The organism is Bacteroides sp. AM16-24 (assembly GCF_003471885.1).
In the GTDB taxonomy this organism is placed as follows: domain Bacteria; phylum Bacteroidota; class Bacteroidia; order Bacteroidales; family Bacteroidaceae; genus Bacteroides.
The window spans coordinates 188988-209420 of sequence record NZ_QRKI01000003.1 but is presented as its reverse complement, the minus strand read 5'-3'; the positions used below and the strand labels follow the sequence as shown (position 1 = coordinate 209420).

The following is a 20433-nucleotide window of genomic DNA, read 5'->3' as shown; positions in this document are numbered from 1 at the left end:
CTATCGCAACGCTTCCACCTCTTCCGGAGTCAACGGTATCTTCTTGCCTAAGCGGCGGGCACCGGTTTCTGTAATAAGATAATCTTCTTCATTGCGGATACCGCCGAAGTCACGATATTCTTCCACTTTGTCATAATTGATAAAGTCTGTGAATTTCTTTCCTTCTTTCCACATGTCAATCAATTCAGGAATAAAGTAGATACCCGGCTCAACAGTATGTACAAAGCCCGGTTCCAAAGGAATAGCAAGGCGTTGAGACTTACGTCCGAACTGTGTGCTCTTGGGTTGACCGTCATACCCTACCCACACTTCTCCCAAGTTTTCCATATCATGCACGTCCAGTCCCATCATGTGTCCCAGACCGTGAGGATAGAACAATGCATGAGCACCTTCGCGCACTGCATCATCTGCATTTCCTTTCATCAGGCCCAGTCCTTTCAAACCTTCTACCATTACGCGGGCAGATAAGTCGTACACTTCCATATAAGGGATACCCGGACGGAGAGCCTTTACAGATTCCAGATGCATAGCATTCTGAATTTCGTAAACGGCACGTTGTTTTGAAGTAAACGTTTTATCGGCAGGTACAGTAGACGACATGTCACCGCAATAACCCGACGGAAGTTCCGCACCGGCGTCGATCAGGAACAAGTCACCCGATTTAATTTTATTACCATGATAATGATTATGCAAAGTCTGTCCGTTGATTGTGGCAATCGTAGGGAAAGAAAGTTCGCAATTATTCATTTCGGCTACACGGTTCATCTCTGCCACAACTTCATATTCGTACATACCCGGCCGAATCACTTCCATCGCCTTGATATGCATGTCGGCAGTCACATCACATGCTTTTTCTATTTCTGCAATCTCTTCAGCAGATTTATAATTACGCTGTGCCACCACCGCACGGATAAACGGTACGGAACCTTCCTGGCGTGCAGGCGGAACACCCAGCCAATCCATGAGTTTCAACTTATGTTCAGGACGGTAAGGCGGAAGATAATGTACCGTCTGCCCCTTTTGTACGGCTTTGTGCAGATAGCTGATAATTCCAGCAGAAGGAAGTGTCTCCCGAATACCTACCCGTTCGCTCTTCTCTTTCAGAGTTGGCTGTGTGCCCATCCACACAATATGGTCGATAGTCAGTTCGTCCCCGAAAATGATTTCTTTGTTCTCATCGATGTCAATGATAGCGGAAAGTCCGGCAAACGACAAGCCGAAATAGTAGAGAAAGGTAGAATCCTGACGATAACGGAAAGCATTATCTTCATAATTCAGTCCTTGTTCGTCATTTCCCAAGAATAGTAACACTCCGGAGCCAACATTTTTTTTCAGCAGGGCTCTGCGCTGCACATAAGTTTCTTTATCAAACATAACGTTGCAATTTTTTAAGTTGATACGCACAAAGATAATGCAAACCAAAAGCAGCACAAAATAAGCTTGCTTATTTTTTAATGCTGATGTGCAGCTTATCTTCGCTTTTAACGAAGATAATGTAAATTAGGCGCCAAACTTTCATGCTTGCATGAAAAACTTATACCGAGAACATTTCGCGTTCCCGAACTATTCACTATTTTTGCAAAAAGTGCGAAGATAAGCTGCGCCTCGGCATAAAAAATGAACTCGTTCATTTTATTCTGTCTCGGTTTGCATTATCTTTGTGGCGAGTAAAAGAAAAGAATAAGTATGGCACAAGGTTCCAGACAAGTACAAACTCAAGCGCAGCAACAGGTACAGACACTGTCGCCCCAGCAGATTCTGGTAGTGAAGCTACTGGAATTGCCCGCTGTAGAACTGGAAGACCGTATACATGCGGAACTTCTGGAAAATCCGGCTCTGGAAGAAGGAAAGGAAGATACGGCAAGTGACGACTTTTCTGAAAATTCCGATACGGGAGGTTCCGCAGAAGACAACGGAGCCAATGAATATGATTCATTAAGCGACTATCTGAGCGAAGACGATATCCCCGACTACAAATTGCAGGAAAACAACCGTAGCAAAGGTGAACAGGCTGAAGAAATACCTTTCTCCGATGCTACTTCTTTTTACGAAACTCTGAAGGAGCAACTAAGCGAACGTGACCTGACCGAGCATCAGCGTGAACTGGCGGAATATCTGATCGGATCATTGGATGACGACGGCCTGCTACGTAAGTCTCTGGATAGCATCTGTGATGAACTTGCCATCTACGCCGGCATCGAATGCACCCAGGAGGAATTGGAAGAAGCACTGAAGATTATCCAAGACTTTGACCCCGCCGGACTTGGCGCACGCAACCTGCAAGAATGCCTGCTCATTCAGATTCATCGCAAGATAGAACAACAGCACTTCACCCCGAACCCTCTACTTTATATAGAAGAAGCGATCATCTCCGAATGTTACGAAGAATTCACCCGTAAGCATTGGGACAAGATACAGCAGAAGCTCGGACTGGAAGAAGACGCTTTTGAACAGGCTATCAAAGAGATCTGCAAACTCAATCCGCGTCCGGGTGCCTCCCTGGGTGAAGCCATCGGCCGGAACATGCAACAGATCATCCCCGACTTCATTGTAGATACATACGACGACGGTACCATCAATCTGGCTCTGAACAACCGGAACGTTCCGGAACTGCGTATGAGCCGCGACTTCACCGAGATGGTGGAAGAACATACCAAAAACAGGGCTAACCAGTCGAAAGAGTCGAAAGAAGCCATGATGTTCCTGAAGCAGAAAATGGATGCAGCACAAGGCTTTATCGATGCCGTGAAGCAACGTCAGAATACATTAATGACTACTATGCAAGCCATTATCGACCTGCAACGTCCGTTCTTCCTCGAAGGAGACGAATCATTGCTGCGTCCTATGATATTGAAAGATGTTGCCGAACGTACCGGACTGGACATTTCAACCATTTCCCGCGTCAGCAACAGCAAATATGTGCAAACCAACTACGGCATCTATTCACTGAAATTTTTCTTCAATGACGGATATGTCACCGAGGACGGTGAAGAAATGTCTGTACGCGAGATTCGTAAGATATTGAAGGAATGCATTGACAATGAAGATAAAAAGAAACCTTATACGGATGATGAACTGACGGATATACTGAAAGAAAAAGGATATCCGATAGCACGCCGCACGGTAGCCAAGTACAGGCAACAGTTGAACATACCGGTGGCAAGGCTGAGAAAGTAATTATAAAATGATAAGGTGGTAAATGATTAATGAATCCAATTGTAAAATTATAAATTAAAATGGTTGAAGAACAACATATTGTGGCAGACAGGAGCTTAATCCGGACAGCCCGGGTGATATCGGCTATATTCACGCCGTTTTCTATCCCGTTCCTGGCGTTTCTGATTCTGTTCCTTTTCTCATATCTGCGCATCATGCCTATACAGTATAAGCTGATTGTGCTGGGAGTAGTGTACTGCTTCACCATTCTTATGCCTACGCTCACCATCTTCCTGTTCCGTAAGATCAACGGTTTCAGTCCCGAAGACTTAGGAGAACGTAAACGGCGTTTTATGCCATTCCTACTTACTATTACTTCATACGTATTCTGTCTGGTGATGATGCATCGCCTGAATATTCCCTGGTACATGACAGGTATTATTCTTGCTGCATTGATCATGATGGTTATCTGTATTGTTGTCAATCTGAAATGGAAGTTAAGCGAGCATATGGCAGGTGTAGGGGCTATTGTAGGAGGATTGGTATCTTTCAGTGCCCTGTTCGGATACAATCCGGTATGGTGGCTATGTTTGTTCATCCTGATTGCAGGTGTCTTGGGCACAGCACGTATTATTTTACAGCATCATACATTGGGAGAGGTACTGGTAGGTTTTGCCGTAGGATTGATTTGCTCCTTATTGGTGCTTCATCCACTGAGTAATATCCTGTTCCGCATTTTCTTATTCTAAGATAAGTAAAGAATTAAGAGTGAACAAAGAATCGTAATTTATAATTAGTAATTTGTAATTAATATAAGTATTAACCTTTAAAAATAATGATCATGAATTTCCCAGAAAATGTAAAGTACACCAAAGAACACGAGTGGATACGCCTTGAAGGCGATGTAGCTTATGTAGGTATCACCGATTACGCTCAGGAACAATTGGGCGATATCGTATTCGTAGATATCCAGGCAGAGGGTGAAACATTGGCAGCCGACGAAGTATTCGGAACCATTGAAGTAGTAAAAACCATTTCGGATCTTTTCTTGCCCGTAGGCGGAGAAATCCTGGAACAAAACGAGGCTCTTGCCGACCAACCGGAACTGGTAAACAAAGATCCGTACGGCGAAGGCTGGCTCATCAAAATGAAACCGGATGCTGATGCAGACTTCGATTCATTGCTGGATGCTGCTGCCTACAAAGCGTTGATTAACGATTAACTATTAGTGATTAGTGATTAGCAAATTGATATTGAGAAGCTTGCTAATCACTAATCACTAAACACTAATAACTAAATAATTATGTCTCCATTAGTAAGCATCATCATGGGCAGCACCTCCGACCTTCCTGTTATGGAAAAGGCCGCTCAACTGCTGAATGATTTACATGTACCGTTCGAAATGAACGCTCTTTCTGCACACCGCACTCCGGAAGCAGTAGAGAATTTTGCAAAGAACGCCCGCGGACGCGGCGTTAAAGTGATAATCGCAGCTGCCGGCATGGCTGCCGCTCTGCCCGGAGTCATCGCTGCCAACACAACACTGCCTGTTATCGGAGTTCCCGTTAAAGGTTCTGTGCTGGATGGCGTAGATGCTCTCTACTCTATCATTCAGATGCCTCCCGGAATCCCTGTAGCCACAGTTGCCATCAATGGCGCCATGAATGCTGCCATTCTTGCTATACAAATGCTAGCTTTGAGCGATGCCGATCTCGCTGAAACTTTTGCAGCCTACAAAGAAGGGCTGAAAAAGAAAATCGTAAAAGCGAACGAGGAACTGAAAGAAGTAAAGTACGAGTATAAAACGAATTAAAAAGGAGTAATTAGTGGATTTATTCAACTATTCCCGTCGGGAAACATCAGAAGTAAATATTGGAGCCACCCCTATGGGCGGCTCCAATCCTATACGCATACAGAGTATGACAAACACCGCCACGCAGGATACAGAAGCCAGCGTGGCACAGGCCAAACGTGTTGTAGATGCCGGAGGTGAATATGTACGTCTGACAGCACAAGGCATTAAAGAAGCGGAAAACCTGATGAACATCAATGCCGGTTTGCGCCGGGACGGATATATGGTTCCACTGGTTGCCGACATTCACTTCAACCCAAAGGTAGCAGATGTAGCAGCACAGTATGTCGAGAAAGTACGTATCAATCCGGGAAACTATGTAGATGCCGCACGCACCTTCAAGCATCTGGAATATACAGACGAAGAATATGCACAAGAATTGCAGAAGATACATGATCGGTTCGTTCCTTTCCTGAATATCTGCAAGGAGAATCATACAGCCATCCGTATCGGTGTAAATCATGGTTCACTGTCCGACCGCATTATGTCTCGCTACGGCGATACACCGGAAGGTATGGTGGAATCATGCATGGAGTTCCTGCGTATCTGTGTAAAAGAAAATTTTACAGATGTTGTTATCTCCATCAAAGCCTCCAATACAGTAGTAATGGTGAAAACAGTTCGCCTGTTAGCTGCTGTAATGGAAAAGGAAGGAATGCAATTCCCGCTGCACCTTGGCGTTACAGAGGCCGGGGATGGTGAGGACGGGCGTATCAAATCTGCATTGGGCATCGGTGCATTGCTAGCTGACGGCCTGGGTGATACCATCCGTGTTTCTCTGAGCGAAGCTCCGGAAGCAGAAATACCTGTAGCACGAAAGTTGGTGGATTATATCATGCAGCACCAGGATCATCCTTACATACCCGGAGTGGAAGCAGAAGGTTTCAATTATCTTTCTCCGGTACGACGTGAAACAACTGCCGTACGCAACATAGGCGGGAATCACCTGCCTGTAGTCATTGCCGAACGCATGGACGGAAAATTCGATACGAACCCTCAATTCATTCCGGATTACATCTATGCCGGACGTGCCTTACCAGAAATTCGTGAAGAAGGAGTGGAATACATTCTGGATGCGGATGTATGGGAAAAAGAGCCCGGAACCTATCCGGCTTTCAATTACCAGCAGATGCCACTTATGGGCAATTGCCAAGCCGATTTGAAATTCATGTTTATGCCTTACATGGCACAAACAGAAGAAGTGATTGCTTGTCTGAAACATCATCCGGAAGTAGTCATTATATCACAGAGTAACCATCCTAACCGACTTGGAGAACATCGTGCCTTAGTTCACCAATTGATGCAGGAAGGACTGAAAAATCCGGTTGTATTCTTCCAGCACTATGCTGAAAATGAAGCGGAGGACTTGCAGATAAAATCTGCTGCTGACATGGGAGCACTTATCTTCGACGGCCTTTGCGATGGTATTTTCCTGTTCAACCAGGGAGATCTCAGTCATGCTGTAGTAGATGCCACAGCCTTTGGTATTCTGCAAGCAGGACGTATACGCACCAGCAAAACGGAATATATCTCCTGTCCCGGATGCGGACGCACCCTGTTCAATCTTCAAAGTACCATAGCACGTGTAAAAGCCGCTACTTCACACCTGAAAGGATTGAAAATAGGTATTATGGGCTGCATCGTCAATGGTCCCGGAGAAATGGCTGATGCTGACTATGGCTACGTAGGTGCCGGACGTGGGAAAATCAGTCTGTATAAGAAGAAAGAATGCATTGAAAAGAATATTCCCGAAGAAGAAGCTGTAGAAAAGCTGATTGAGCTGATTAAAGCTAACGGGGATTATGAAGAAAAATAGTTTAAAGAAAAATGAGGTTGTGCCAGCATTTTGACACAACCTCATTTTTCTTTAAACTATTTCTTCTGACTGAACAGCCAACTCATAAAGTCGGGATAATTGAAAGCCGGATTCCAGCTACCATGATTACATCCCGGGAACTCGATGTATTCCACATCAGCACCTGCCTTCTTCAAAGTCCTGTATGCCGCACGCGAACCTTCAGGTGTAACCACATTGTCAGCATCACCATGGAAAATACGAAACTTTACAGACTTGGCAGCTTTCAGGCGCGCCACATTTACTGTACCGCAAATAGGCACAGCAGCAGCAAATATCTCCGGGAAACGGACAGCCATGTCAAAGGTTCCCATTCCTCCCATAGAAAGTCCAACGATATAGATACGTGATTTATCAACCTGAGGCATTGCCAGATAAGTGTCCAGCAAATCCTTCACTGTCTGAAAAATCGGAGTTATCGGTTCATTCAACGGCATCTCATTCGGCAAAAATGATTCAGGACGTGCCGAGTATGCCCAATAGCCCGTTTCGGGACACTGTGGTGCAAGCACGAATGCCGGGTATTTCTCCCGGTTCACCGGATTCAAAAACATTTGTCCACCATGGGTCAATTGCCTCTCATTATCATTACCGCGCTCCCCTGCACCATGCAGAAAAAGCACCAAAGGATACTTCTCACTCTTTTTCATATTTTCCGGTTGCAGCAAGCGATACTGCAAGGTATCTCCCCGGGAAGAGATAAAGATTTCTTTCTGGTACGTTTCCTGAGCAGGCAAAGGTAACAGGAAGAAAAGAAGACAAATAGCACTGATTAATCGTTTCATAGCATTGTTATTTTACATGCTTCACTTCTGAACGTAAAGATACGCCATTCTCATTAAATGCTTCCACACAGAAGTAATAATCCTGATCGGTAGTAAGAGATTTCATAAATAATTCATTATTGCCATATACCATCCAGGAGCTATAAAGTTTATCGGGAGCAATACCCCATAACACATTATATCCTTGTGCACCTTTGACCGGTTCCCAACTGATAGTAATATCACGACGGTCCGCACGGCGATCAAGGACTAATTTCTTCGGTTGTTGCGGTGTTTTCCCCATACCCAATCCGAATACCCGAAGTTCAGAAATTGCCAAGTTCGGGGTCGGTACATCTATGTTCTTATAGCGGATATAACGCGCAGATTGGGATTGTCCGAGTTCAACATAATCATTCGGGGTATCTTTATAACTTTCTTTACGGTCAACCAATATATCCCAACTCTGTCCATCCAGTGACCCCTCAATCACATAGCGGTGACGAAGCCCTTCATAACGACCATACATATCACTTTGGTAATCATGATAGTTGATCTGAATAGCAGATACAGTAGCCGGTTTTTCCAGATCGATCATTACCCATTGGCGTTCATCGTTAGCCTCAGCCAACCAGAATGTCTTAGTCAGTTCATCAGTCAATGCAGAAGGTTGAAACTCTCCTTTCACAGTAGAAGCGGTAACCGGCTTGCCGTAAGAGAGCAACATCCACCCTCGGAACTGCCCTGCCTTACCCGGCACGGCAGGAGCATAACGGGGATAATCTCCAAAACGGGTATCCACATACATAATACCATCTCTATCGAATCCGGCGGGAAACATGCAGAGACGACGTTCCCAGTTCACATTAATGGAAAGAGACATCGAAGCAAAATGCCAATACTGCCCGCCGGGACCAAGCACAGTGCTTCCATGCCCGGCACCATTCATATAACCACCCGGTTTATAAGATACCGGATTATGTTTCTGGTAGGTATAAGGTCCCATCGGATGATCTGCTACGTATACTCCGTCCGCATAAACATTGAATTCCGTACCCGGCGCACCATATTGCATATAGTATTTACCATTATGTTTTGTCAACCAGGGGCCTTCAATGTAACCGCCCAATACTGTATCCGTATGATTCTCACCGAAACGCTCCCAACCATGTTTAGGCATATCCAGATTGAAAAGTTCTTTCGTCTCCCCTTTCTTTGTGAAACGGTGATTTTTATCCAATTCCATACCCCGGATAGGGTAAACATTGGAAGATCCCCAGAACATATAAGCTTTCCCATCGTCATCAATAAACAAATCAGGATCTTGCAGATTATGCAGAATGGCAGGCGTAGCTTCCCAATCACCGGAAGCAGGATCATCGGTATAAAGGATGCTCATAGAACCTGAAGGATCGCCTGCAACATAAAGCACAGAGTCCTTATAATTGTGTGCAGCCGGAGCATTGCATCCCTGAGGATACCAATTCTTACCGGGACGTACAAATTCCCAATTCAATAAATCCTTGGAACGCCAATAGCCGTGCGAGCGCGTTACGAACATATAATATTCTCCGCGAAATTCCACTACTGCCGGATCAGCCCCCGAACGGTAAGAAATATCCCGGTCGGAATTATAAATCATATAGGTATAATCTATATTCAAGGGATTACAATATGTATCCTGACGCATATCCTGCGCTGGAAGAGCAGTCCACACAATCAGGCAGACTATAGTCAATAACAGATGTTTCATTCTTTCGTTCTTTATATTACTTGCACAAATTCTGAGGAACTTCATATTGTTTCTGTAAACGTGCAAGTTCTGCCATTAGTTCAGCAGTTACTTTCTCCATTCCTTGCTTTCCGTACAGATTGTGTATTTCTGTCGGATCAGTTTTCAGATCATACAGTTCCCATTTGTCTTCCACATAGAAGTGCATTAATTTGTAGCGTTCCATCTTTACACCATAATGGGCACGGACACTATGAAACCCGGGAAATTCATAATAATGATAATAGAGTGATTTACGCCAATCACGCGGTTTCTTTCCCGTCTCTACCAACTCCCGGAACGATACGCCCTGCATATCCTGTGGCACTTCGATACCACACATATCCAGAAAAGTAGGAGCAAAGTCTATGTTCTGCGTCAATCCTGTTACCTGAGTTTTCGGCTTGATATGTCCGGGCCAGCGCATAACCATCGGCATGCCGAAAGATTCTTCGTACATAAAACGCTTATCAAACCAACCATGTTCTCCCAAGTAGAAGCCCTGATCGGTAGTATAGACCACAATCGTATTTTTATCCAGTCCGGTACGTTTCAGATAATCAAGAATCTCTCCCACACTTTCGTCTACACTCGCTACAACTCCCATATAATCTTGCAAGTAACGCTGGTATTTCCATTCCGCAACTTCTTTGAACGAACGTTTTCTGGAGTAGAATTCATTATTTCTATCACGGTATGCATCCAGAAAGCGACGACGTTCATCCGGTTCCATTGTTCCCAGAAAAGCATGCGGCCAAGGGTCGAACAGTAAACTGTCACTATCCATACCAGTAACCATCTTCAGATCGTGTCCTTCGTACATGTCACAATAGATATTCATCTTTTGCATCTGTGCCGCATAACGACCCTCATAAACATCAAAATAATTATCAGGAAGTGGAAAAGTAGTATGCTCATACAGATGGTAATGTCTTTCTGCAGGTACCCAGTTTCTATGAACAGCTTTGTGATGCATCATCAGAAAGAAAGGCTTGTTCTTGTCTTTCCGTCCGTCGAGCCATTCTTCCGTGTATTTAGTAATCAAATCCGTCACATACCCCAAATGACGTGTGGTATCATTTTCAGTAATAAAATGCGGATTACAATATTCTCCCTGATCATCCAGAATCATCCAATGATCGAAACCTGTAGGCTTAGAAATAAGATGCCACTTACCAATAACAGCTGTCTCGTAACCATTTGCCTGCAATATCTTTGGAAGGGTCTGTTGCGTACCGTCAAAACCTTTCGCCCAGTTCTTCATGAAACCATTCTTATGGCTATGTTTACCGGTAAGTATGGCAGCACGACTCGGCCCGGAAATAGAATTGCAACAATAGTTATTCTGGAAAACCGCTCCTTCATGCCCGATACGGTCAATATTCGGAGTCGGCGCCACTTTCCCTATAGGATGACCATAAATACTCATAGCCTGACGGGCGTGGTCATCACTCATAATAAAAATGATATTGGGGCGTTCGTTACGGACTTCCTGCTCTTGACCTTGCACAATGGAGGAAGGTACAAAAGGTAAAACGACAAGCCCCAAGGATAATTTAGAAGTCATGGTACTATCGAATTGTCAGATTGGCCTGAATAGGCGCATGGTCGGATAAATAGCCATTGTCCGGCTTGTCTGCTATCACTCTGAATTTATTGGCCACCACTTGTCCATTGACAAAAATAAAATCGATCAACTGGCGTTCTTCAACCGGGATGCGCCCAAAATCATGAAAGCTCCACGTAGGACCATAAACTATGTCAGATGCGGAATAAGTATTCTGCATTCCCCCTTCCGTAAGAACAGAAATCGGATCTGAATCAACAGTACCATTAAAATCTCCCGTAATAACCACCGGTAAGTCCGAGGCTATCTCACGTATCTTTGCAAGCAACAAAACTGCACTTTCACGACGGGCAACCTTACCAATATGGTCGAAATGTGTATTAAAAGCAGCCAATTCTTTACCACTGACTTTATCTTTAAGAACAGCCCACGTCACAATGCGTTCGCAAGCAGCATCCCAGCCTTTTATTCCAATAGAATCGGGTGTTTCACTCAAACCGAAATTGCCACTCTTCATAAGATCGAAACGATCGGTCTTATAGAACAGAGAACAATATTCCCCTTTTTCTTTTCCATCGGCACGCCCCACACCTAAAACCGTATATTGCGGAAGGCGGTTCTTCAGATCGTCCAACTGGTTCTTTAATACTTCCTGCATACCTACTACATCCGGAGCATAATAAATAATCATTTGTGCCGCAGCATCTTTACGATACTTCCAGTTGTTCAAACTATCCGCTACATGATCCAGACGAATATTGAATGACATCACATCAACTTTAGCTTCCGGCTGCTTACTGCACGAAGCAACAAGCAGAACGAAAGCAACTAATACACTATTAAAAAACATGTTTTTCATAATTATGAAACCTTTTTAATTTAAGTATGGTGTTTTAAATCCTAACTTCTTCAATCCTTTTTGTACATCCGGATGACTCATAAACAATTTCCATATTAAACCTGTACGATAATTTTCTATCATAACAATAATAGGTCCCTGGTCTATAGCCAGATAAGATGGCGCAAACCAGTCAGCAGTCAGGTTAAATGCATCCTTGAAACCATATTCTCCCCAAAGCTTATCGCCAAGCTCTTCATAGAAATAGCGCATGGCCTGCAATGAATATTCCGGTGCATAAGGAATAGACGACAAGGCGGCTGTTGGAGTAATAACACCGCGGTCATTACCAGGACAATGCGCAGAGTACCCTTTATCACCATCACTGGCTGTCAGTCCCCAGCACTGTTCTCCATACCCTTTATACCCCTTCGGATTATCTATGCAATAAGCACGATTAATCAGAGTATGTGCTTTCATCTGTTCTTCATAATCAGCATAATAATCTTTCAAGCCACGCGGATCAAGTCCCATATAAGAATAATGGGTAAAGAACAAAGGTCCGCCATAATCACTTCCCAATGGCAAGGTTATGTCGTAATACTTCTTACCATTCTTGAAAACGATAGAATTGGCCCACCCTTTATGATATACCGACTCTGCAATGGGATAAGTGGGTGAAGAAGCAGCAAGTATATATGTAATATGGCACTCATTATGCCCTTTTATCTGATGGTTCATCGACCAACCGTTATTGGGTGACCAATGCCAATAGAGTACATCTTCACCACCTTTAGTAAACCAATTCCATTCAGCCTGACGCCACAGGTCATTAATAAGACCGCGGATACGTCTTTCCACCTGATTATCTTTGTTGAAATACTGATGTGCAGCCAACAACCCTTCGAACATGAAAGCAGACTCTACCAGATCGGCACCATCATCTTTCCTGCTGAAAGAAATGGTTTCTCCGTTCTGCCCATTTATCCAATGCGCCCAAATGCCATGGTAACTGTCCGTATTCTTATCATTCAGAAAGCTGACTATTTTCAGCATACGCTCTGCCGCTTGTTCACGCGTTACAAATCCACGTTCTGCACCGACAATAATAGCCATTACCCCAAAGCCGGAACCACCAATGGTAACAATATCGTCATTACCGTTACTACGTTCGCGTGCCAAGCCCGAAACCGGATGTCCATAATCCCAGAAATAACGGAAAGTCTGTTTCTGCACGAGGGTCATCAGTTCTTCATCAGACAAGTTCTTCTCCTTCTTACCACCAGAAGCTGCCGGCAGCAGGCTAAACGGGTAAAGCAGAAGCATCACATATATTATAAGTCTCATCATATATTCTATTTATCAGTTTAGTGCAGGGCTTTCAAAACCTAACTTTTTCATTCCCTGCTGAATTTCCGGAATAGCCATAAATAAATTCCAAAGCATTCCTGTCCTATAATTTTCTATCATACAAATGATCGGTCCTTGGTCGATAGCTATACACTGGTTATCATACCAATTAGCTGTCAGGTTGAAAGCATCTACAAAACCATAATCTCTCCAGAGTTTATCACCCATCTTATAATAATAGAAGTGCAATGCAGACATCGACTCTTCCGGAGTATAAGGAAATGCAGACAATGCAGCCGTAGGAGCAATCACTCCTTTATCATTTGTAGGTGAATGTGCCGAATAACCATTATCACCATCACTAGCTGTCAACCCCCAACAAGAGGCTCCATAACCAGCATATCCCTTAGGATTCTCCTTACAATAATTATAATTGATCAGAGTATGGTTTTGATTCTGTTCCCAATAATCAGCATATTTATCTTTCAGTCCTTTCGGATTAATGCCCAAGAAGGAATATTGAGATAAGAATAACGGTCCACCCTTATCAGCTCCCAGCGGAAGCTTGTATCCATAGTAGGTATTACCATTCTTCAAACCGCCATTCCTTGCCCATCCAGCTTCATAAACCGCCTTATCGATAGGATGAGTAGGAGAAGAAGCTGCAAGCACATAAGTTATCAGGCACTCATTCCAACCTCTGATCGGAAGATTCTTCTCAAATCCATAGTTCGGACTCCAATGCCAATACAGAACAGACTCTCCACTTTTCTGAAACCAAGTCCATTCAATAGCTTCCCACAGGCGGGTTATATCAGAACGCAATTTACTCTCAGCTTCCGAACCCTCCTTGAAGTATGCACGTGCTGCAAGCAGTCCCTGGAAAAGTAAAGAGGTTTCTACCAGATCCGCACCATCATCTTTATCACCAAATGGCTTTGTCTCACCGGTTGCACCGTTAATCCAGTGTGCATAGGCTCCATGATAACTCGTACACTCTTTATCCAGGAAAGTTACAATCTTCTGCACTCTTTCAAGAGCTTCCTGTCGGGTTACAAATCCTCTTTCAGCCGCTACCAGCATCGCCATCACTCCAAATCCTGTTCCTCCGGTAGTAACAACATCACCGGAAGTTGTTCTTTCGCGTGCCATACCGGAATGTGCATGACCGAAGTTCCAGAAATACTTAAAAGTTTGTTTCTGCACCAAAGTTAATAAATCCTCGTCAGGAATGCGATCAAACTTATCCGAATCATCCATCCCTGTACGGATTTCATAGACTTTGCCATTGGTAAGAGATACTCCGGAGGTGGATTTCACCCCCGGATTGATCACCAGTTTATATGAGGAAAAACTTTTAAAGCCACCTGTTGGAGTCAATAAGAGTTTATCCTTTCCCTGTAGTTTTGAATCATATGCCACCGCCTGATCATTCAGTTTCAATATGATATTACTCTGAATCGTAGCTTCATCCACTGCATCTGTGAATGTAAGCACAATACTGGCATTGGGAGCTACATTTTCAAAGGCACTCTGATCCTGTTTCTCACCAATGGATATACTTTGTAGTTCAAATTTCCCGGGTGCTTCCGAAGCATCATCTTTACTGCAAGCAACCAGTAATAAAAACAGTATGAAATAAACAGCTCTCATATTCACTCTATTTCTAACGGTCATCATTCTTTACCTGAATAAAGTTGCTTGATATCAGAAGCAGATATAGCTCTGTCATAGAAGCGGAACTGGTCTAACTGCCCCGGGAAATTGGATGCCCAACTCTGCGCTCCTGCGCCTTCTGTCAAACTGGGTTTTGTGCTAAACTGAAATGCTCCGATAGCAAATGTACCCAAATCTTTAAACTTAAGTTTTCCATAACCGGGCAGTTCTTTTGTAAATACACTTTCACCATTCCGGTAAATTGTTACCATCGAATTACTACCATCATAAACAAATGCCATATGAACCCATTCGGTACCAAAAACATTGTCTATCTTAGCTTCTACCCATCTCTCATCATTATCTTTCACTGATGTACAGTTATACAGATGCATCTTGAAAAAAGCCTGAGTCTCACTACTTGTATTTTCCAAATAGATATCGAAATTACCCCAGAAAGTCTTGGTATTAGGAATACTGAAGACACCATATGCGGAAGTATTTCGCGTTGTTTTCATCCAGAAAGCCACCGTACAACTTCCTAAATCGGGTATAGAATCGGTCAGATAAGCAGGAACACGGGCTAACAGATACGTATCTTTTGTGCCTTGATAAGCTTGTCCGTTGATTCCATCAGTATAAGTAATATCCCCTCCGGCACTCATAAGGAAGGTATAATTACTCTTATCGCGCATATCATTTTCAAAAGGTAAGAACAATTTCATAGGTGAGAACACTTTGGGAGCAGAACTATCCGGATAATCAAAAGCCGGGTGATCCATATCCTGGAAACAAGATTGCAAAGTGAGTGTTGACACACAAAATGCCAACAATAAATTAATATATCTTTTCATGGTCATTACTATATGAATTAATAATTAGGGTTTTGAACTAACACGCCATTTGATTTGTCAATTTCGTCCTGAGGCAAAGGCAACAATGCATGCTTATCCTGGTAACCAGTCTTTCCGGCTGCATGCAGCACTTCCTTCGCTATTCCCCAACGTACAAGATCATAGAAGCGATCGAATTCCATACCCAACTCAACACGGCGTTCATGACGAATAGCTTCCCGCAATTCACTCTGATTATCAGTGGTAACCTCCGGCAAGATATTAGCATTCGTACCACGGGCACGGGCACGTACCATCTCAAGATATCTTCTTGCACTTGTATTATCACCCAGTTCGCAAGCAGCTTCCGCAGCCATCAGTACGACATCCGAATAACGGATCAGACGAATATTCACCCAATACCCACTCTTCGTATACTTTTCACGCAAAGCCGGATCTGTATACACTTTCTTATTAAAGTACTTTGCTATCACATCGGCATTGGCAACCGGTTTTTCTCCATAAGGCTTATTTGCAGGAATGGTCGAAGGATCTTCTCCTGTTCTAATAAAATACAATAAAGTCTCATCCTTTCTCGGGTCACCTTCTTCGAATGCATCAGCCAATAATTGAGTAGGAGTATGTTGGCCCCAACCTAAATTCCATTCACCGGCCCCACGACATCCCTGTACCTGAGCATACTGGCTACCAATTTCGTTGGACCCCGGAAGAGCAGCAGTAGCAGTACATTGAAGTTCCAGAACAGACTCACCACAGTTTTCACCTTTTTCACGGAAAATATCTTCATAAGGTGTATTCAAATTATATAAACCGGAAGAAATAACGTCCTCTGCTGCTGCACGCAGATTGTTCCAATCATTACGCATCATATAAGTACGGGCATGTAAGGCACGAGCCGCTCCCCAGCTAAGACGACCGACATATTGTGCTTCCCAAGTCCTCGGCAGGTAAGATTCTGCATTCGTCAAATCTTCATCAATCAAAGTATATATCTGAGCAACAGAAGATTTGGGAATATTGGCATCAGCTACAGTCCCTACTTTAAAATCAATCAAAGGAACTTCGCCAAAAGCACGTACCAGATTGAAATAACAGAACGCACGCATCAATAAAGCCTCTCCCTTATTAACTAAGTCACCGCCTGTCAATGAAGGATTCGACTTCATCTCCTCCAATACATCATTTGCTTTATGAATCAAGGTATAATTGGCATTCCAGTAACTTTTTACCATGCCATTACTTGCAGCATATTCAAAATCATCAAACATTTTTCCTGTTGCAGATCCGTCAGATAGTGTACTACCCTTTTCCGCATCTTCCGAACGCATACCATGAATAGCCAATGCCGTATTTCCGGAAACAATATGATAACCGCGAAGCAAGGCATACATGTTGAAAATCTGTGTTTCATAAGTACCACCAGTCAGGTCATCTTCAGTCAACACTCCTTGCGGTTTCTGATCTAACAGGTCACTGCATGACATCTGGGAACATCCCAGTGCCAAAGCCATCACATAATAAAATATCTTTTTCATACTGATCGTTTTTCTTTTATTAGATTTCATGTTTAGAATGATAAGTTAAAGCCTAATGTATAAACTACAGGCATCGGATAACCTCCACCATCTACACCAAACGCTGTTGCACTACCACCAACTTCAGGAGTATATCCGGTATTGCGGCTCCATGTTTTAGGATTCTGCACATTACCATAGATACGTAAAGATTGCAGTTTGATGCGGTTCAACAAACGGGGATCAAAGGTATATCCCAACTCTATGTTACGGATACGGAAGAAACTTCCGTCTTCTACATAGTAAGAAGAAGCTTCCAGATTTACAGAACGGGATGGATCAAGAATCGGATCCCAGTTGGATGTTCCTTCACCATGCCAACGGTTCAAATGCCCTGTACGATAGTTGAATTGTGCATAAGCACTACTATCCCAGTTACGATAAACCTCATTTCCATAAACACCCATCATATCTACACTCAAATCAAAATTCTTGTAACCCAGATTTACGCTAAAACCATAAGTAAAATCCGGAGTAGGATTACCAATCATAGTACGGTCTTTCTCTGAGATAATACCGTCACCATTTACATCGGCAAACTTCAAATCGCCCGGCTTCACAGAAGCTACCTGGTTAGGTGCTGAAGTTTCTATATCGGTTTCATTCTGATAAACACCTGCCACTTTGTACCCATAGAAGTAGCCGATAGGATATCCTTCAGATACACGAGAAACGCCATTAATTATTGAATAATCCTTGCTTATCAATGATACAACTTCATTATCAATAGTCGTTAGATTGGCTGAAACACCATAACGCCAGTTTTCACCGATTTTATCGCTCCAGGATGCTGCCAACTCAAAACCACGGTTACGAATCTCTCCTGTATTCTGCAATGCAGGAACCGTACCTGAAAGACCGGGAACACTTGTCAGCAAGTCTTTGGTTGTCTTATTGTAATAAACAGGAGAAATCTGCATGCGACCATCCAACAGATGCATATCAAAACCAACTTCCCATGAATAGTTACGCTCCCAACCCAATGTCTGTGAAATCAGTTTATCCGGTCCCTTACCTGCAATAACATTATCACCAAAGACAGCAGAACCTGAACTTGTAATATTAGGATAGGCCGGATAGCGGGAACCTCCTGTATTCTGGCTTCCCAAAACACCCCATGAGCCTTTCAGCTTCAGATAATCGATTACATTCTGTTTCTTCATGAATGCCTCTTCACTCATAACCCAACCGGCACCGAATGAATAGAAATTATCCCATGTATTTCCTGTTCTCTTAAATACGGAAGAACCGTCACGACGATAAGAAGCATTCAGCAAATAACGATTTTTATAGTTATACAATGCACGGAACAGATAGGACATTGTAAACCGTTTGTATTGGGATCCACCATTAGTAGCTGATGTAGCATCATCAATCATAGTAATCCACCACTTATCTATATCTTCGCCAATGGGAACACCATAACCCGGCAATTGGCTGCGACCACCCGATAAATCAGAATATTCATTATAATTCGTAGTAAGACCGGCAGTCAGAGTTAGACCATGATCACCAAACTGATTAATATAAGTCAATACATAATCGGACTGTGCAGCCATTGATGTAGACTTCGACTGACTGATACTTTCTTTATCCGTCAATCTTTCTTTACCACCTTCTACATCCGGGTTATACACATAAATAAGCGGAGAATAAGAACGTGACTGGCTGGAAGCATAATCCAGGGAGAAAGTAGCCTTAAAGGTTAAATTCTTCATCAAATCAAGTTCTCCGTAGATATTTCCTGCCATACGATAATTTGCAGATTTATTATGAGCACCTCTCAACACGGGTTCAATCATAGGATTCCAGACCTGAGCACGCTGAAAATCAGGAAGAGTATGTAAAAGTCCGCTTTCTGCATCATAAACAGGAGCAATCGGAGCTGCTTTCAAAGCAGAACCTACACCTTTTGCATCAGGATATAATGCACGTACACCGTTCACCTGGAAACCAAAACGTAAGAAGTCGGTTACTTTATGTTCACTATGCAAATTCACAGTAAACTTATTCAGCTTTTCACTCTTGATGGAACCTTCTTCCATTACATATCCCAAGCCCAGATAAAACTTACTTCTATCTCCCGAAGCTGTAATGCTAACCGTATTGTTAGTAAGGAAACCTGTTTGGAACATCTCATCCTGCCAGTCAGTATCTGCATTCCATACAGTATAATCGTACGGATCGCCACCCTGATTCATGCGTTGTTCATTATAAAGCATTTTGAACTGCTCTGCATTAGTCAGGCTAACGCGGTCTGTAACCTTTTTCCAACCCACCGAACCATTAATGCTGACCTGAGTCTTACCTTCTTTCGCCTTCTTAGTAGTAATGATAATAACACCATTAGCACCACGCACACCAAAGATAGCCAAGGAAGAAGGGTCTTTCAGGATTTCCATAGATTCAATATCCGCTGTATTCAGATAGTTGATGTTATCCGTAAACAGTCCGTCCACTACATACAAAGGAGTATAACCATTGATAGAGTTTGTACCGCGAACACGAATTTCCGGATCCTGCCCGGCACGTCCTGTATTGATAACCTGCACACCAGCGACCTTACCTTGAATAGAAGCCAAAGGATTGGTAGATGGTTTTGAAGCAATCTCGGCAGCTTTCACTGTTACAATAGAACCGGTCAAATCACGCTTCTTGGCGCTACCATAACCTACTACTACAACTTCTTCAATGAGCTGGCTATCCTCTTCCATCATAAGATTCACTGTAGAACGCCCATTAAGCGCCACTTCCTGTTCCTTCATACCAATATAGCTGAATATCAAAGTGGCATTCGCCGGTACGCCAGGAATCTGGTATTTTCCGTCGATATCCGTAATAGTTCCCATATTCTCCTGTCCTTTTACCCGAACAGAAGCACCTATAACAGTTTCGCCTGTCTTATCTGTAACGACACCCGAAACTGTAATCTTGTTCTGCGCCATCGAAACGACAGCAAACAGCAACATCACACATGTAATTAATAGATTTCTTTTCATTTTGTATTGATTTAAAATTACTCTGCAAACGTATAGCAATAATTGATTTAAGTCAAAAAACAGGCTACCACAAGAGTACCACGCCTAAACATGGTACTACTTTATAACTACTACATGCTCGCAGAACTAATTAGTTATCAGATATTTATTTTTAATAAAGATTCTGTATTCCCTCTTTATCTATCTACTACCAGGCA

At 43.2% G+C, this 20433-nt stretch carries 15 protein-coding genes; 5 read left to right on the top strand and 10 right to left on the bottom strand.

All coding sequences use genetic code 11. The features are described 5' to 3' along the window. Nucleotides 1-1374, bottom strand: coding sequence for an aminopeptidase P family protein (locus DW182_RS05290; protein ID WP_007661988.1), 1374 nt, complete (start codon nt 1372-1374; stop codon nt 1-3). Nucleotides 1375-1686: 312 nt separating this feature from the next. On the opposite strand from DW182_RS05290, the gene rpoN reads away from it, so the two are divergent. The 5 genes from rpoN to DW182_RS05265 all read left to right on the top strand — a co-directional run bounded on the left by rpoN (nt 1687) and on the right by DW182_RS05265 (nt 6824). After that, nucleotides 1687-3177, top strand: coding sequence for an RNA polymerase factor sigma-54 (rpoN, locus tag DW182_RS05285; protein WP_007661987.1), 1491 nt, complete (start codon nt 1687-1689; stop codon nt 3175-3177). Between the two features lie 59 nt (nt 3178-3236). Further along, a complete protein-coding gene (locus tag DW182_RS05280) occupies nt 3237-3905 on the top strand; it encodes a membrane protein (protein ID WP_007661986.1) in 669 nt (222 codons plus the stop codon). A gap of 92 nt (nt 3906-3997) precedes the next feature. Further along, nucleotides 3998-4378, top strand: a complete 381-nt coding sequence (gene gcvH, locus DW182_RS05275) for a glycine cleavage system protein GcvH (RefSeq protein WP_044154945.1) — start codon at nt 3998-4000, stop codon at nt 4376-4378. 81 nt (nt 4379-4459) lie between these two features. Next, nucleotides 4460-4969, top strand: a complete 510-nt coding sequence (gene purE / locus DW182_RS05270) for a 5-(carboxyamino)imidazole ribonucleotide mutase (protein WP_118216376.1) — start codon at nt 4460-4462, stop codon at nt 4967-4969. Between the two features lie 13 nt (nt 4970-4982). Further along, nucleotides 4983-6824 carry a 4-hydroxy-3-methylbut-2-en-1-yl diphosphate synthase gene (locus DW182_RS05265; protein ID WP_118294884.1) on the top strand — a complete coding sequence of 614 codons (1842 nt, stop codon included), beginning with the start codon at nt 4983-4985 and terminating at the stop codon, nt 6822-6824. Between the two features lie 56 nt (nt 6825-6880). Here DW182_RS05265 and DW182_RS05260 read toward each other — a convergent pair whose 3' ends face one another. The 9 genes from DW182_RS05260 to DW182_RS05220 are packed head-to-tail and all read right to left on the bottom strand — an operon-like array spanning nt 6881 to nt 20236. Beyond that, a complete protein-coding gene (locus DW182_RS05260) occupies nt 6881-7648 on the bottom strand; it encodes a prolyl oligopeptidase family serine peptidase (protein WP_007661982.1) in 768 nt (255 codons plus the stop codon). 7 nt (nt 7649-7655) lie between these two features. Next, on the bottom strand, nt 7656-9380 hold the full coding sequence (locus tag DW182_RS05255; RefSeq protein ID WP_118294988.1) for a family 43 glycosylhydrolase: 1725 nt from the start codon (nt 9378-9380) through the stop codon (nt 7656-7658). A 16-nt stretch (nt 9381-9396) separates the two neighbouring features. Next, nucleotides 9397-10965 carry a sulfatase gene (locus DW182_RS05250; RefSeq protein WP_118294883.1) on the bottom strand — a complete coding sequence of 523 codons (1569 nt, stop codon included), beginning with the start codon at nt 10963-10965 and terminating at the stop codon, nt 9397-9399. Between the two features lie 4 nt (nt 10966-10969). Beyond that, nucleotides 10970-11824: an endonuclease/exonuclease/phosphatase family protein gene (locus tag DW182_RS05245; protein ID WP_007661979.1), complete on the bottom strand. Its 855-nt coding sequence runs from the start codon at nt 11822-11824 to the stop codon at nt 10970-10972. Nucleotides 11825-11839: 15 nt separating this feature from the next. Beyond that, nucleotides 11840-13153: a glucoamylase family protein gene (locus tag DW182_RS05240; RefSeq protein ID WP_007661978.1), complete on the bottom strand. Its 1314-nt coding sequence runs from the start codon at nt 13151-13153 to the stop codon at nt 11840-11842. Between the two features lie 12 nt (nt 13154-13165). Beyond that, nucleotides 13166-14806, bottom strand: a complete 1641-nt coding sequence (locus DW182_RS05235) for a glucoamylase family protein (RefSeq protein WP_199678551.1) — start codon at nt 14804-14806, stop codon at nt 13166-13168. A 23-nt stretch (nt 14807-14829) separates the two neighbouring features. Then, nucleotides 14830-15663: a LamG domain-containing protein gene (locus DW182_RS05230; protein WP_233564084.1), complete on the bottom strand. Its 834-nt coding sequence runs from the start codon at nt 15661-15663 to the stop codon at nt 14830-14832. A 17-nt stretch (nt 15664-15680) separates the two neighbouring features. Continuing rightward, the gene (locus DW182_RS05225) at nt 15681-17198 is read right to left on the bottom strand and encodes a RagB/SusD family nutrient uptake outer membrane protein (protein WP_181996120.1); all 1518 of its coding nucleotides are present in this window, start codon (nt 17196-17198) and stop codon (nt 15681-15683) included. A 32-nt stretch (nt 17199-17230) separates the two neighbouring features. After that, entirely contained in the window at nt 17231-20236 is a 3006-nt protein-coding gene (locus DW182_RS05220; protein ID WP_007661974.1) for a TonB-dependent receptor, read from the bottom strand. Nucleotides 20237-20433 lie beyond the last annotated feature (197 nt).